Genomic DNA, 13,895 nt, shown 5'->3' on the forward strand with positions numbered 1-13,895 from the left:
GGTCTCAAAGCGGACCGGGACCGATTTCGATGCAGTGCGGTGTTTTTCGCACGCACTTATTGCTCAATCTGCCAAACCAATCACGAATGGTTCGCCAGAGAAGCGTGGGTTTACGAACCGCGCGCACGGCTAGCGCCGGGGACTTGCTGAGCGCGACACAGAGTCCGCTTTGCGATCCCTCACCCCCTCAATGACCTCGCGGCCGGTGGCCGGGTACGCCCTGCGGTCGCGAGTATCCCGTTTTTTCATCCGCCGGTGCGTGAGGCCGCTCGGGCGGGCGTGCAGTCTTGTGGGCTGGCTGGGCAGCCCAGCGGGATTTCATCGCTTCAGGTGAAAGAATTCGATCGATTTCGCGGCGCATAACACCGTAGCAGTTGCAGGTCGAAGCCTCGAGCATTGGCCTATCGATCTCGATCAAACCGCGCTGATTGGACCGGATCGCGCCAGATTTCCGTAGCTTACATACGGCTTGCGTGACGGTCGGCCGACGTGCACCAATCAATTCGGAGAGCACCTCTTGCGTCAGCGGCAGCTGGTTGTGGTGAACGCGATCGTGGATGTGGAGCAACCAGCGGGCCAAGCGCGATTCAACCGAGTGGAGTGCATTGCAGGCGGCGACATGCTGGAATTGTACCATCAGCGCGATCGTATGCATCTGGACCGCATGTCTCAGGGCAGGGCTGTGGCTGAACGTCGAAAAGAAGCGCGCCGGAGATATTTGCAGCGCGGTGCCGGGCGAGTGCACCACCGCCGTGATCGGCGAGCGGGAGGGGCCGAGCGCCAACAGAATACCAACGGCGCCTTCATTGCCCATCATCGCTGTGGCGACGGTTTGGCCGTCCGGCATGTCCTGCATGAAAGAAATAGCGCCGCTGCGAGGAAAGTAGATTTGCTCAACCCGGTCTCCCGATCGGACCAGTATGCTGCCGCGTTCAAGGGTTACCTTCCGGAAGTGAGGCGCAAGCAAATCAAATTCTGCCGGCGGTAAAGCAGCGAGGAGGCGGTTACCCAGCTTGTGTTCCATCATGGGAAAGCTCCTTCCCTCGACGGATGCGTGGCTCTCACAAACTATATCTGGCGCGAAATGATTGCGCCTGGGATCGAAACAGGCTTTATCGCATAAGGTTCCGTTGGCCGCGCTTGGCGGGTTGAATATTACCGCCCCACGCCAGATGAACTACCGCGGGGCGTCCGACGTCACTTCAACTCAGGCGCGTGGGGCGTCAGTTACCTTCCATCAGATAGCGCGTGAGCTGCGCACTCGACATTTCGCGGACCAGACCGGCGGCCTGGCCTGACCACATATTGCTGAAGTCTGAGGAGTTCGCTTTCTCCGTCACGGCACGGAGCGGCGCGAGCGCGCTGCCGGCGGTGGGAAAGGCCGGCGCCTTATCCGAGAGCGGGCCGATTTCGCGCATCAGGCGGTTGAGAACGCTGCGTGCGGGCCGCCCGGTGAAAAGATTGGTCAGTGCGGTGCCGTCGTCGCGTCCAACCTTCAGCGCTTCGCGATGATAAGCGGTGACCTTCGCTTCCGGCGTGAGCAGATAGGCGGTGCCCACCTGCACGCCCGATGCGCCGAGCGCGAAGGCCGCGCGGACGCCGCGCGGATCGCCGATGCCGCCCGCTGCGACCACCGGCAGATCGATCGCATCGACAATCTGCGGCACTAACGCGATTGTCCCGACCTGGGTAGACATGTCGTTGGTGAGGAAGTTGCCGCGATGGCCGCCGGCTTCATAGCCCATGGCGATCACCGCATCGATGCCGCGCTCGGCCAACCACTTTGCTTCAGCAACCGTCGTGGCGGAGGCAATGATTTTCGCGCCGGTGCGCTTGACGCGGTCGAGCAGCGCGGCCTCGGGGAGGCCAAAATGAAAACTTACAACCTCGGGGCGGTACGCCTCGACCACAGCGCAATATTCCGCGTCGAATGGTGCGCGGCCCGTCGTCGGCACAGGCGCCGCGGGATCCAGCCCATGCTCGACAAAGTAGGGTGCGAGTGCCGCGCGCCACGCCATCTGGCCGGCGGGGTCCGTTTTCGGGGAAGTATGAGCAAAGAAGTTCAGGTTGATCGGCTTCTTGGTTGCCTTGCGGATCTGGTCGAGCGACGCCTTCATCTGTTCGATCGACAGCATTGCGCCGGGTAGCGAGCCCAATCCGCCGGCTTCGCTGGTTGCGATCACCATTTCGGGAGTGGTGGCGCCGGCCATGGGGGCCTGGATGATGGGGAGGTCGATTCCGAAAAGGCGCGTGATGCGATTGTCCTGCCAGTTGCTCATGGCTTTCTTTCCATCGTTCATTGCATCGGGAACAGCGAGGAACCCTCGTTCATTCATACCGAAATGTCCTCCCGCGCGGCAAGCTGCTTTCCATTCGGGGACGGGGAGACTGCTGACGTTTCAGGAGACTATTTCCACTGCGCTGGGCCTCGCGGAAGCTTCCGGCAAGGAGCTTCGCCAGACGAGGGATGCCGCCAGATCTTATTTCGAACTAATATGCACCTGCGACTTCACGCCGTTCGACATCCTTGCCAAGCGACAATCTCGTGCTGCTGGGCTTCAACGAAGGCTGGCGCGTCGTCTCAAAAGCCTGTCACCGCATCGATCACTAGGCGCGGCCGTGCTGCTATCCATACGTCGCAATCAACTGAAAGGAGTTCGTTATGAAAATCCTGATGGTTCTCACGTCCCACGACAAGCTCGGCGACACCGGCAAGAAAACCGGATTCTGGCTGGAAGAGCTGGCCGCGCCTTACTACGCCTTTAAGGATGCAGGCGTCGAGATCACGCTCGCTTCACCGAAAGGTGGCCAGCCGCCGCTGGACCCGAAGAGCAATGAGCCGAATTTCCAGACCGACCTCACGCGGCGGTTCGAAGCCGATGCGGATGCGAAGAAGCAATTGGCTTCGACGGTGCGTCTCGACACCGTGAACGCCAAAGACTTCGACACGGTGTTTTATCCCGGCGGACATGGCCCGATGTGGGATCTCGCCGAAGATAAAAATTCGGCCAAGCTGCTCGAAGACATGATCGCTGCCGGCAAGCCTATCGCGCTGGTCTGTCACGCGCCCGGCGCGCTGCGTCACGTGAAGGGCCAGGACGGCAAGCCGCTGGTCAACGGTAAGAAGGTCACCGGCTTCACAGACACCGAGGAAGAGGCGGTGGGCCTGACCAAGGTGGTGCCGTTCCTCGTCGAAGACGAGCTGAAGGCAACGGGCGGCATCTTCTCCAAGGTGGCCGACTGGCAACCTTATGTCGTCACCGATGGTCTTCTCATCACCGGACAAAATCCTGCATCATCCGGCCCCGCGGCGAAGGCTTTGCTCGAGCGTCTGGCGAGTGGCGCGAAGGCTTAAGCGCGATGCGATCGGGCGCTTAATCCCGGTCACCGAGAAGAAATGCGCAGGAGGATGTTCCTGCGCATTTTGCGTCGCGTGTTTCAAGTCCAGTCAGCGTCAGGATGATGGCCCGAGCTGACGATAAAGATCATCGATCCGCCTATTCAGTTCGTCACCGCGCAGAGAAGCGATATCGCTCACATCTTGCTGTGAGAATTGGATCAGTCGGTTAAGCGTAGCTAGCCCCGTCTGCTTCTCGGCCTCCGATGTTGGCACGCCGATCTCGTTGGTCTTAACCGAGCCGTCGTCACCATAGAAGTGATAGTAGAGGTTGCCGACTGCGAAACCTATCGAATGGTTGGGACCGGGGGCTACATAGCCACGGCTGCTCAGCAATTCCAGGGCGGCATCCTTGGCTTTGCCGGTTAATTCCTGCTGAGGCACAGGTTTCATACTCGAGAGCCGGTCGTATTCAGTCTGCCGTGCTGCGAGCTGGTCTTTTTGCCCCTCAAAGAAGCGGAGGAAACCTTGCAGCTTGATTTGATCGGACAAATACGCGGAATCAAGGCTTTGCCCTTCCGGCACTGTAATTCCGCGGCGGTCCGCGACCTCCTGCAACTTACTTGCGAAAGCCTTGGCAATCGAATCCTGAGCTTGCTCAGCGGAGGACCCGCTGCGCTGTTCGGAGGGCTGCGTAAATGCATCCATTGTTTGCCGCGCGGCGTCGGGATTCTGCTTGTGGTCAGCAATCAACTTATCTAGCGCCTCCTGCGACAATGACACCTGCGTGGCGGGGCCACGATCTGCGTCGTACGCGGTGACGTCAGGCGCTGCCTGCTTGGTAGCGTCGTCATCCGCTTGCGCTGTAGAGGCGAGAAGATTCAGTGTGGCGGTTTGGCTGGAAACGGCGCTGACCATGGCTTTTCTTCCTGATCCCTGTCGTCGATGGCGAGGACCAGAGATCGCTTCCTGCGATTCTAGACCCGCTCTCCTATTCGTGCATAAGTTGTATCAGGGATTGGCTAACGAAAGCTTTATAGAGGCCCACGATAGATGGAATCGTTTTGTTTTCGAGGGCAGTAAAAAGTCAATGCGTGCGGTACCTGTGCGGAATCGCAGCGGACAGCTTTGTGCTCGAACTCTATTTCATGCCTATTTTTACAGACTTTCGACGCGACTCATCCCCCGAACATTGCCGCTTTTGTGCGCCTGCTGAAAAAGCGTAAGGCTTCCAAGAGCATCGGAAGGGCCGGCAATGCTGTGCCAGCGCTCGGCGCGACGTCGCTCCTTCGTTTGTTTGTACCTATATTTCAGGTTGTGCTTCGGAACCCACGCAGAGCGCAAAATGGAACAAAACTGCGTGGCCCGCGTTCCCTCTCCATTGGAAGGAAAGGCGGCTGGATGAATGACATTGTGGAACGTTGTCTCAACACCTTCGGCATGATGCACGGTCTGACGAAGGATGATCTGGATGAGAAGCGGGTCGAATTGACCGGCTACATCGAGAAGCTGAATGCGGACGGCGAGGAGGACGCCAACCGGCTGGCGGTCAGCGGGTTGACCTACCTGCGCAATGGAATGAAGCGCCGTCCTGACATCCCAGGGACGCGGGTTTCCGAGCGATCAGTATGAGCGACGTGGGTGAAGCCTGCGCCATGCGCTAGCGTCGCCGGCCGACTGCAATCCCAAGGACAAAAGCTACCAGCAACGAACCGAGTGGGGCTTCCCGTGCAACATTGCTGAGAATGCTGAGCGGCATTCCCGGCTGCCTTGCAGTGTGGATCGCATTTTGAAGTGCATGGATAGCACGCGACACCGACTCACTCACCGATGCAACTCCCGATTTATCGCCGGGGAGTGCTCTCGGCTGCTCGCCGGGAATGTTGTCCGCGCCTTCGTAGATAAAGGGCGGATCTGGGAAGTCCGGCATCAGTGGTATCCTCTCACATGCGGTATGGATGTTGATCGCTGTGAGAAAACGTCGGCGAGCCGGGCATGTTCCGTGCGTCAGACGCGGCGAGAAGGCAGCCGAGACAATGGCGTGGGCGCTTCTGCGCGCCCAGATCAATAGATCGGCGGGAGCCTTGCGATGACCAGAGAAACCGGCGAGCGGCGCGGCTTCGAGGATACCACCTTTCTCTTGCTGGTCGTCATTGTCACCCTTGCATTCGGCTGGATTCTGCAACCGTTCTACGGCGCGATCCTCTGGGCAATCGTGGGGGCGGTGATCTTTGCGCCGCTTTACCGGCGGCTGCTGGGGTTCACTGAAAGGCCAAGCCTGGCTGCCTCGATCGCTGTGCTCTTCATCACGGCAATCGTGATCTTGCCGCTTGCAATGGTCACCGCCTCATTGGTTCGCGAAGCCACCGCACTCTATGCCAAGGTGCAATCCGGGGAGGTCAATTTCGGCAGCTATGTGCAGCAGGTGTTCAGCGCCTTGCCCGAGTGGATCAGAGGCTTGCTGGAGCGTATCAATCTCTCGGATTTTTCCGCACTCCGAGAGAACCTGTCGTCCGGCCTGATGAAGGGCGGGCAGGTGCTGGCGCCGCAAGCGCTCAGCATCGGGCTGAACACGTTCGACTTTCTGCTCGGCCTCGGCATCATGCTGTATCTGCTGTTCTTCCTGCTGCGCGATGGCGCGTATCTCGCGGATCGCCTGAAGCGCGCCATTCCGTTGCGCGAGGATCAAAAGTCCGTGCTGTTCTCCAGGTTCGCTGTGGTGGTGCGCGCCACGGTGAAGGGTGGGATCCTTGTGGCGATCGTGCAGGGCGCGCTTGGCGGATTGGCGTTCTGGTTTCTCGGCGTCCGTGCACCACTCTTGTGGGCGGTGCTGATGACTTTCCTGTCGCTGCTGCCTGCGATCGGCGCCGGCATCGTATGGATACCGGTCGCGATTTACTTCCTCGCCACCGGTTCGATATGGCAGGGCGTGTTCCTCATCGTCTGGGGCGTGCTCGTCATCGGTCTCGTTGACAATCTTCTGCGGCCTTTCCTGGTCGGGAAAGACACCAAGTTGCCGGACTACGTCGTTCTGCTGTCGACGCTCGGTGGCATCCAGGTGTTTGGCTTGAACGGCTTCGTCATCGGCCCCGTGATCGCAGCGATGTTCATGGTGGCGTGGGAGAACTTCGCCGCGTCACGGCAGGTGCCACTGGATGAAGGGTAAGATCTTTCGATCGCGCACTTGAGGTGCTCATGCCTGGATCAGCGCGCGAAACTGTGTCCGCCAAGGCGCATGACGCAAAATTGCGGGGCTGCGGCAGCCTGACCGGTTGATCGGTGTTCTCGTGCCTCGTATCAATCACCTATGCCCGCCACGATTTCTCCAAACATACGCAAATACAAGCTTGTGATCTTCGATCTCGACGGCACGCTACTCGACAGCTTTCCGTGGTTTCTTAGCGTGGTGAACGACGTGGCGGGAATGCACGGCTTTCGCCATGTCGCGCCTCATGAGGTAGAAGAGATGCGCGGCAAGGGCTCGCGGGAGCTCGTGGAGTTTCTCGAAGTGCCGTTCTGGAAGATTCCAGCAATTGCCCGGGACATGCGGCGCATGAAGACGGAGCGCCTCAAGGACATTCCGCTGTTCGCCGGCGTCGACCGCATGCTGCGTCAGTTTTCGGAGTCCGGTGTCGTCACCGCCATGGTCTCTTCCGACAGTGAGGACAATGTACGCGCAGCGCTGGGTGAGGCTACGCAACACATAGCGCACTTCGATTGCGGCGCATCGTTGTTCGGCAAGGCGGCTAAATACAAGGCCGTGCTCAAACGCACCGGCATTCCGGCATCGGACGCGATTTCGATTGGTGACGAGGTGAGGGATGCCGAGGCGGCGCAGAAGGCAGGGATCGCGTTTGGTGCGGTGAGCTGGGGCTACGCCACGCCCGCGGCGCTGGCAAAGACATCGCCCGCCCTGACATTCGCCAGCATCGAAGATATTTGCAGGTTGGTCTAAAGCGCTTTCGAGCGAAGTGGCTACCGGCGAAGTAGCTACCGGTTCGCGTGAAGAAAACGCGTCAAAACACGAATCTAGGCCGTCTTGAACACCTGCGAGAGATCGCTCAGCAGGCTGCCAAGCCACACGCCTGCGAGCACGCCCGCATCCTTGACGGCGACATCATGCAGTTCGGCATGCCGTCCAGCGAACAGCATCTGCAGCGCCTCGAACAGGCCAACGGCGCAGATGAGGAAACCTGTGATGAGCATCGCTTTCTTCGGATAGGCGACAACGAACAGAGCGGCAACGACGAAGAGTGCCGCGAACCGTTCGATGTTCGGGGAAAAATGTGTGACCGGACGCAGCCAGATGGGTGCATCGGTAAACAGGAATATCGCGAGAAGCGAACACCAGGCGAGCAGGCGAAATATTTTTTGAGGCATCCAGTATCGGTGGTGTGTGTGATTGCGGTGGCGGGTGTCGGCTCAGTCGAGAAACTTGACGCCGGTCATCGATCCGTTGCGCCAAACCATCTGACAGTGCTTGCCGGATGGTGCGGCGTTCCATCGCAGGGTAAACGTACGAGGCACCGCGCTTTCGCGAGGGACGACGAGCTTTGCGCCATGGGCGGACAGGTCGACGATTTTACATTCGGTCCTCTGTTCACGGTCCGGCGAGATCCACGCATCGATGTGGCGGATCATCCGACGGCCATTCCGTTTTGGCTTGGGTTTAAGCATGGTTTACCTGCGCATATCAGGCTTAATTGAGGCGCGGCATATTCAATCAAATTTTAACGATCTGCATTTTGGACCGGCGCGACCGCAAGAGAAGCGTGCACGAGAAATGAGAAAGAAAGAGCCAGCCGACAGGCTGGCTGAGATCCGAGCGAAGACAACGTCGCTGCTGTAAAATCATTACGTTCGTTTAATGCAACATCAAAACATGCGGCGTTGGCGGAGTCTGTAGCGGCCAGAGCACACTGGCGTTGTTCCACTCAGGATCGGATTGGAACCAGCGGCGTTTGTATCTCCGCTTGGGTCGCAGCACGGGCGCGACCGGATAGCCGAGCACTGATGGCGGTTGTGCGCCAATCATTGCGCTGCTGTCGCTGCGTTATGTTCGTTCGGAGATAGTGTGTTCTGACTGGCTGCTTCGCTGATCTTGGTCGATCCGCCGTGGCAGCAGTCGATTCAGAAGACTGCAGAACGAACGCGCCGTGCTCTCCGAAAGAGAGGTCAGGTACTGTGTGCCCACTTCTGCGAAATTGTCCTCATCGTTGTCCCAGACGATCCAGTTATCACAAGGGTCGGGAAACGCTTCGAAACGTTGATCAGGGATTTCCAACAACGCGCCTCTTCTTAACTGGGTGCTTGGAGTGGAAAACAGCGGGAAAAATTGGCAGGAGTTTGGCGCGTCCGAGTGGGTGGCAAGCCGCGCGCACACGAATCGCGTGCGATAATTCGCTGATGATCAATAAAGAATAAACGGAAGCGCATGACGATATCGTCATCCATCGGTCTCTCGCGTATACGGCAACGAACATAACAGCATCATATGACACGTCGTGTGATGCACGCGTTTCACATTCGCGCGCGCTAATCTTTCACAGTGATCCGTTTTCACGTTATTCAACGGCGTGCTGTGCAGTTCGTATTTACGCGAGTGGGCAAATGGCCTATTGGCGTAAGTGGATCGTGACAAGTTGCGCCCGACGGACATCCTGGCGGGCGCTTTTGTTTTGAGATGAAGTCCTGATCGTGCCTGAACATGGCGACTCAACGGGGTCGATGAAGCGCGCTTCACGTCGCGCTCTTTTTTTTCCGCGATGTGTTTTCACATTATCCAACGGCGTGCATTGCAGTTTGCGTTTACGCCAGTGGGCAAATGGCCTATTGGCGTAAGTGGATCGTGACAAGTTGCGCCCGACGGACATCCCGCCGGGCGCTTTTTGTTTGGAGATGAATTCAAAAAATGGCGCAGCGTGGAGCACGAAAAGGCGCGGCGCGTAAGACGAGCACTGGCAAGACAGCCGCGGCTCAGACCGGTTCCAATGCTCGTGTAACGAACGTCCGCAGGGCGATCAGGGATCTCTCGCCTGTCGATTACATGCTTTCGATCCTGCGCGACAAGACCCAATCGCAAGTGGACCGGATGGACGCGGCCAAGGCGGCCGCGCCGTATCTGCATGCGCGGCTGTCCGGCGTGAAGCACTCCGGCGAGATGGTCATGCGCCACGAGGACGCGTTGAATGAACTTGACGACGCGCGAAAGACGAATTCGCGAAAGACTTCGCGATGATTTCCCGTACTACGCGTCGAAATGCCTGAAGATCAGGTCGAAGTCCGGCAGGATCGAGCCGTTGATCCTGAATCGCGCCCAGCTTCACGTTCACGCGGAGCTGGAAACGCAGAAGGCGGCGACCGGGAAGGTCCGTGCGCTGATCCTGAAAGGTCGGCAGCAGGGCTGCTCGACCTATGTAGAGGGGCGTTACTATCACCGCGTCTCGCACGGCCGGGGCCTGCGAGCCTTCATCCTCACGCATGAGGACGCGGCAACGCAGAACCTGTTCGAGATGGTGACCCGCTATCATCAGCACTGCCATCCACTGGTGAAGCCGTCGACCGGATTGGCCAATGCCAAGGAATTGAATTTCGACATGCTCGACAGCGCTTATAAGGTCGGCACCGCCGGTACCAAGGGCGTGGGGCGGTCATCGACATTGCAATTGTTTCACGGCTCCGAGGTCGGCTTCTGGCCGCACGCGGACACGCATGCTGCCGGCGTGCTGCAGGCGGTTTCGGATGAACCTGGCACCGAGATCATTCTGGAAAGCGGCCAACGGCGTCGGCAATTTCTTTCATCGCAAGTGGCGCGATGCCGAGACCGGCAAGAGCGATTACATCGCGATCTTCATCCCGTGGTTCTGGCAGCAGGAGTACCGCAAGGCGCCGCCGCTGGATTTCATGCTGGACGAGGAAGAAAGCGAGTATGCGTCGTTCTACGGCCTCGACCATGAGCAGATGTGCTGGCGGCGGCACAAGATCATCGAGCTGAAAGACCCGGTGCTATTCAAGCAGGAATATCCGGCGACCGCCGCCGAAGCATTCCAGATGTCTGGACATGACAGCTTCATCCCGCCCGCGCTGATCGCGCGTGCGCGCAAAGCGCAATGCGAGGCGTCGGGCCCGCTGGTGATCGGTTACGATCCGGCATGGATGGGCAGCGATCGTCACGCGATGGCGTGGCGGCGCGGGCGGCGTGTGCTGAAAGTGGACACGAAGCAGAAGCTCGACACTGTCCAGGGCGCGGGCTGGGCCAAGGCTGTGATCGATCGCGACAAGCCCGTGAAGATGTTTATCGATGTCGGAGGGGTGGGTGCAGGCGTGTTCGACCAGATCCGGCACATGGGCGAGCCTTACGCCTCGATTGTCGAGGCGGTGAATTTCGGTGCCGCGCCCTACGAGCCGCCGCCCCTCGATGAGCGTGGCAGGCCCAGCGGCGGGCCGCTGAACCGGCGCGCGGAGATGTGGATGAAATCGAAGGAATGGCTGGAAGATCCCTCCGGCGCCCAAATCCCGGACAGCGACAGCCTGCAGGCCGACGCATGTGGGCCGACTTACAAATACGACAGCAACACGCGGTTGGTACTAGAGAAGAAGGAAGACATGCGGCGGCGCGATGCGCTCAGTCCCGATGAATGGGATGCGGTGGTGCTGACGTTCGCCAAGCCTGTCGCGCCTTCATCGTTCAGCCGTCCCATCAACTATCCACGGCAAGGCATCGCTTAAATGGCAAAAATGTCCGTATCCACGCTGCAGGCGATGCTTGCGGCGGAGAAGGCCGATGCGCTGGCTGCAACGTCGTCGGCAAGGCTGTCCATCGAGCGCGCCGCCGCGATGGACTATTATCTCGGCGATATGCGCAAGGACATGCCGCAGCTCGAAGGCCGCTCCAGCGCCGTCTCCACCGATGTGGCGGACACCATCGAAGGCCTGATGCCGAGCCTGATGGAGATTTTCTGCGGCTCGGATGAAATTGTCTGCTTCAATCCGGTGAGCGCGGAGGACGTCGCCGCCGCCGAGCAGGAGACTGATTACGTCAACCACATCTTCATGCAGCGCAACCCGGGATTTCTGATCCTGTATTCCTTCATAAAGGATGCGTTGCTGCAGAAGGTGGGCGTGGTGAAGGCCTGGTGGGAAACGCGCACCGAGGAAGAGCGCGAGACCTATCTGGACCAGTCCGACGACGCTTTCGCACTGCTGGCGCAGGCGGTGCTGCAAAGCGACGGCGCGCTTGCCATCGAGGCGCATACCCGGAAGGAAAATCCCGGTCCGGTCAATCCGGCCACCGGCCGGCCGTCGGTGATCGTCACCCATGACGTCACCATCGTGACCACGCGCAAGTTCGAGCAGGCGCGCGTTGAAGGCGTTCCTCCGGAAGAATTCGGCATCGAACGCAACGCGCGCTCGATCGCCTCCAGTAACTACTGCTTCCACAAGATCGTGACGCTCACCGAGGCCAAGCTGATCGAGCAAGGCTATGATGCCGCGCAGGTGAAGGCGCTGCAGACCTATGGCAATTCATCCAACACCGAGGAATTGAGCCGCGACAGCGTCGACGAGGAATATTGGGCCGACAGCAGCACCAATTCCGGCTCGCGCATCATCGAGGTGGTCGAGCACTACATCCGCATGGATTATGAGGGCAACGGACGGGCCTGTCTCTACAAGGTGACGACTGGCGGTGGCCTGGAGGAGATTCTTCTGAAAGACGGTCGCGAGGACATCGAACAAGTGGACGTGATGCCGTTTGCGGCCATGACGCCGGTGATCGTCACCCATCGCTTCTTCGGCCGCTCCATCGCGGACCTGGTGATGGACATCCAGCGAATCAAGACCGCGCTGGTGCGCGCGATGCTGGATGCGCAGTATCTGGCGAACAATCCACGCACCATCGTCTATGAAGGGCTCGCCAGCGAGAACACCATCGACGATCTTCTGGTGGCGCGGCCCGGCGGCATCATCCGTGCCAAGGGCCAAGGCGCCGTGGAGCCGTTCAAGCATCCGGCCATTGCCGGCGATGTGCTGCCGGTGATCGAATACATGGACGCCACACGCGAGTGGCGCACCGGCGTGACGCGGCAGGGGCAGGGCATCGACGCCAACTCGCTACAGAATGTGTCGGCCACCGCATCGGCACAAGGTTACAGCGCGGCCCAGGCCCGGATGAAACTGATCGCACGCATCTTCGCCGAGACCGGCATTCGCGATCTGTTTCTGCTGCTGCATGGCATCATCCGCAAGCATGCCACCCAGATCGACACCGTCGAATTACGCAAGCAGTGGGCGCCGATCGATCCGCGCGGCTGGAAGACCCGGAACGACATGACGGTGAAAGTCGGGCTCGGTTCCGGCACGCGACAGGAGCGAGCGGCCAATCTCACGATGCTGATGAACCTGCAGAAGGAAGCGTTGGTGGGCGGGCTGCCGGTGGTCACGCCGAAGAACATCTTCAATGCGGCGAAAGAGCTGTGCAAGGTCATCGATCTCAAGGATGTCAGCCCCTACATGACCGATCCTGATTCGCCGGAAGGCAAGGCGATGGCGCAGGCCTCATCACAGAAGCCTGATCCTGTGATGGCCGGACTGCAGATGAAGGCGGCGCTGGATGAGAAGGCCGATCAGCGCAAGGCGCAGATCGAGAGCGTCCAGGCGCAGGCCGACATCGAGACCCAGCGCGACAAGAGCCGGGCCGAAATGGCGCAGACCGAGCGGGACTTTGCGCTCAAGCGCGAGCTGGCGCTGCTGGAAGCCGAACTCGAGCGCGAGAAATTCAACCGTGAGGAAGCGCGTAGGGATCGCGAGCACGAACAGCGCATGGAGCACGCCCGCCAGATGCATGAGCATGCCATGGCGCAGGGGCTCTTCAACCCGGCTATCGGCGCCGAGGCGCATCAGCGGGGGATGGCGCGCAACCCGCACGACGGAGCCGACACGTGATCGATGAAATCAAAACCAACAACGAGATGTCGCGCGGTGCGCGGGCAAAAACGCTTCTCGACAACGAGCTGCTCAATGAAGCGTTCACCGCCCTTGAAGCCGCCTACATCGAGCGCTGGCGCGCAACCCATATCGATGACGAGCGCGGTCGCGAGCAGCTGTTCATCGCCGTGAACGTGGTCGGCAAGGTCCGTGCGCATCTCGCGGGCGTCGTGGCCAACGGTCATGTCGCCGCGAAACAGCTCGACGAGCTGGCGCGGGATGCCGAACGGCGGAAGCGGTTTGGGATTGTGTAAGTGCGCGACATGAATTTCACCGCAGGCGCCTCCGTGGCAGCCGCGGATTTCAATCAGTTTAGCCAGGAAGGCTGACGCCGCCCTTTCCGATTACTCTTATATTGAGAGCGATGGAAGCTCCCGGTGAGACGCAGGACAACGGCCCGGCGCTGTAGCGGTTCCCCGGATCGTCCGAGGTCTTGGACGAAGCAACGAACCGTGGATCGAACTCGACCGTGACGCGGAGACCTCCGCGATGCATGACAGCAAGGCCATGCGATCGTTCGCCTAAGTCACCACGAAGCCACTCACGGCACGAGGTCAGTTGACCCTGTGCAGGT

General features: G+C 59.7%; 14 protein-coding genes. 8 read left to right on the forward strand and 6 right to left on the reverse strand.

The features are described 5' to 3' along the window. Positions 1-187 precede the first annotated feature (187 nt). Both ACP0KA_RS21325 and ACP0KA_RS21330 read right to left on the reverse strand, forming a co-directional pair. Positions 188-1,027, reverse strand: coding sequence for a Crp/Fnr family transcriptional regulator (locus ACP0KA_RS21325; RefSeq protein WP_424630714.1), 840 nt, complete (start codon positions 1,025-1,027; stop codon positions 188-190). A gap of 196 nt (positions 1,028-1,223) precedes the next feature. Then, positions 1,224-2,279 (reverse strand): NAD(P)H-dependent flavin oxidoreductase, encoded by a 1,056-nt coding sequence (locus ACP0KA_RS21330; protein WP_424631682.1) that lies wholly within the window; start codon positions 2,277-2,279, stop codon positions 1,224-1,226. Positions 2,280-2,662: 383 nt separating this feature from the next. Here ACP0KA_RS21330 and ACP0KA_RS21335 point away from each other — a divergent pair, with 383 nt between their 5' ends. Beyond that, positions 2,663-3,355, forward strand: a complete 693-nt coding sequence (locus ACP0KA_RS21335; RefSeq protein ID WP_424630715.1) for a type 1 glutamine amidotransferase domain-containing protein — start codon at positions 2,663-2,665, stop codon at positions 3,353-3,355. Between the two features lie 99 nt (positions 3,356-3,454). On the opposite strand, the gene ACP0KA_RS21340 is transcribed toward ACP0KA_RS21335, so the two are convergent. Beyond that, positions 3,455-4,255, reverse strand: a complete 801-nt coding sequence (locus ACP0KA_RS21340) for a hypothetical protein (RefSeq protein WP_424630716.1) — start codon at positions 4,253-4,255, stop codon at positions 3,455-3,457. A 483-nt stretch (positions 4,256-4,738) separates the two neighbouring features. Here ACP0KA_RS21340 and ACP0KA_RS21345 point away from each other — a divergent pair, with 483 nt between their 5' ends. Then, the gene (locus ACP0KA_RS21345; RefSeq protein ID WP_424630717.1) at positions 4,739-4,969 is read left to right on the forward strand and encodes a hypothetical protein; all 231 of its coding nucleotides are present in this window, start codon (positions 4,739-4,741) and stop codon (positions 4,967-4,969) included. A 28-nt stretch (positions 4,970-4,997) separates the two neighbouring features. Here ACP0KA_RS21345 and ACP0KA_RS21350 read toward each other — a convergent pair whose 3' ends face one another. Beyond that, on the reverse strand, positions 4,998-5,267 hold the full coding sequence (locus ACP0KA_RS21350; RefSeq protein ID WP_424630718.1) for a hypothetical protein: 270 nt from the start codon (positions 5,265-5,267) through the stop codon (positions 4,998-5,000). A gap of 159 nt (positions 5,268-5,426) precedes the next feature. On the opposite strand from ACP0KA_RS21350, the gene ACP0KA_RS21355 reads away from it, so the two are divergent. Both ACP0KA_RS21355 and ACP0KA_RS21360 read left to right on the forward strand, forming a co-directional pair. Beyond that, complete coding sequence (locus tag ACP0KA_RS21355; RefSeq protein WP_424630719.1) at positions 5,427-6,503, forward strand: AI-2E family transporter; 1,077 nt, start codon at positions 5,427-5,429, stop codon at positions 6,501-6,503. A gap of 141 nt (positions 6,504-6,644) precedes the next feature. Beyond that, positions 6,645-7,292, forward strand: a complete 648-nt coding sequence (locus ACP0KA_RS21360) for an HAD hydrolase-like protein (RefSeq protein ID WP_424630720.1) — start codon at positions 6,645-6,647, stop codon at positions 7,290-7,292. Positions 7,293-7,366: 74 nt separating this feature from the next. Here the strand turns inward: ACP0KA_RS21360 and ACP0KA_RS21365 are convergent, their stop codons facing one another. After that, positions 7,367-7,717, reverse strand: coding sequence for a VanZ family protein (locus ACP0KA_RS21365; protein WP_424630721.1), 351 nt, complete (start codon positions 7,715-7,717; stop codon positions 7,367-7,369). A gap of 42 nt (positions 7,718-7,759) precedes the next feature. After that, positions 7,760-8,014 carry a PilZ domain-containing protein gene (locus ACP0KA_RS21370; protein WP_424630722.1) on the reverse strand — a complete coding sequence of 85 codons (255 nt, stop codon included), beginning with the start codon at positions 8,012-8,014 and terminating at the stop codon, positions 7,760-7,762. Between the two features lie 1,234 nt (positions 8,015-9,248). Here ACP0KA_RS21370 and ACP0KA_RS21375 point away from each other — a divergent pair. The 4 genes from ACP0KA_RS21375 to ACP0KA_RS21390 all read left to right on the forward strand — a co-directional run bounded on the left by ACP0KA_RS21375 (position 9,249) and on the right by ACP0KA_RS21390 (position 13,575). Beyond that, a complete protein-coding gene (locus ACP0KA_RS21375; protein WP_424630723.1) occupies positions 9,249-9,575 on the forward strand; it encodes a hypothetical protein in 327 nt (108 codons plus the stop codon). Positions 9,576-10,078: 503 nt separating this feature from the next. Then, positions 10,079-11,065 carry a hypothetical protein gene (locus ACP0KA_RS21380; RefSeq protein ID WP_424630724.1) on the forward strand — a complete coding sequence of 329 codons (987 nt, stop codon included), beginning with the start codon at positions 10,079-10,081 and terminating at the stop codon, positions 11,063-11,065. Beyond that, positions 11,066-13,279 carry a portal protein gene (locus tag ACP0KA_RS21385; protein WP_424630725.1) on the forward strand — a complete coding sequence of 738 codons (2,214 nt, stop codon included), beginning with the start codon at positions 11,066-11,068 and terminating at the stop codon, positions 13,277-13,279. It begins immediately after the preceding gene. Continuing rightward, positions 13,276-13,575, forward strand: a complete 300-nt coding sequence (locus ACP0KA_RS21390; RefSeq protein ID WP_424630726.1) for a hypothetical protein — start codon at positions 13,276-13,278, stop codon at positions 13,573-13,575. Before ACP0KA_RS21385 ends, ACP0KA_RS21390 begins: the two co-directional genes overlap by 4 nt. Positions 13,576-13,895: the final 320 nt, after the last annotated feature.

Source organism: Bradyrhizobium sp. SYSU BS000235 (genome assembly GCF_049747295.1).
Taxonomy (GTDB): Bacteria; Pseudomonadota; Alphaproteobacteria; order Rhizobiales; family Xanthobacteraceae; genus Afipia.

What these genes read in the sequence shown, in the direction of transcription:
- ACP0KA_RS21325 (WP_424630714.1), bottom strand. Translation starts at nt 1,027, where the DNA reads ATGATGGAACACAAGCTGGGTAACCGCCTCCTCGCTGCTTTACCGCCG.
- ACP0KA_RS21330 (WP_424631682.1), bottom strand. Translation starts at nt 2,279, where the DNA reads ATGAGCAACTGGCAGGACAATCGCATCACGCGCCTTTTCGGAATCGAC.
- ACP0KA_RS21335 (WP_424630715.1), top strand. Translation starts at nt 2,663, where the DNA reads ATGAAAATCCTGATGGTTCTCACGTCCCACGACAAGCTCGGCGACACC.
- ACP0KA_RS21340 (WP_424630716.1), bottom strand. Translation starts at nt 4,255, where the DNA reads ATGGTCAGCGCCGTTTCCAGCCAAACCGCCACACTGAATCTTCTCGCC.
- ACP0KA_RS21345 (WP_424630717.1), top strand. Translation starts at nt 4,739, where the DNA reads ATGAATGACATTGTGGAACGTTGTCTCAACACCTTCGGCATGATGCAC.
- ACP0KA_RS21350 (WP_424630718.1), bottom strand. Translation starts at nt 5,267, where the DNA reads ATGCCGGACTTCCCAGATCCGCCCTTTATCTACGAAGGCGCGGACAAC.
- ACP0KA_RS21355 (WP_424630719.1), top strand. Translation starts at nt 5,427, where the DNA reads ATGACCAGAGAAACCGGCGAGCGGCGCGGCTTCGAGGATACCACCTTT.
- ACP0KA_RS21360 (WP_424630720.1), top strand. Translation starts at nt 6,645, where the DNA reads ATGCCCGCCACGATTTCTCCAAACATACGCAAATACAAGCTTGTGATC.
- ACP0KA_RS21365 (WP_424630721.1), bottom strand. Translation starts at nt 7,717, where the DNA reads ATGCCTCAAAAAATATTTCGCCTGCTCGCCTGGTGTTCGCTTCTCGCG.
- ACP0KA_RS21370 (WP_424630722.1), bottom strand. Translation starts at nt 8,014, where the DNA reads ATGCTTAAACCCAAGCCAAAACGGAATGGCCGTCGGATGATCCGCCAC.
- ACP0KA_RS21375 (WP_424630723.1), top strand. Translation starts at nt 9,249, where the DNA reads ATGGCGCAGCGTGGAGCACGAAAAGGCGCGGCGCGTAAGACGAGCACT.
- ACP0KA_RS21380 (WP_424630724.1), top strand. Translation starts at nt 10,079, where the DNA reads ATGAACCTGGCACCGAGATCATTCTGGAAAGCGGCCAACGGCGTCGGC.
- ACP0KA_RS21385 (WP_424630725.1), top strand. Translation starts at nt 11,066, where the DNA reads ATGGCAAAAATGTCCGTATCCACGCTGCAGGCGATGCTTGCGGCGGAG.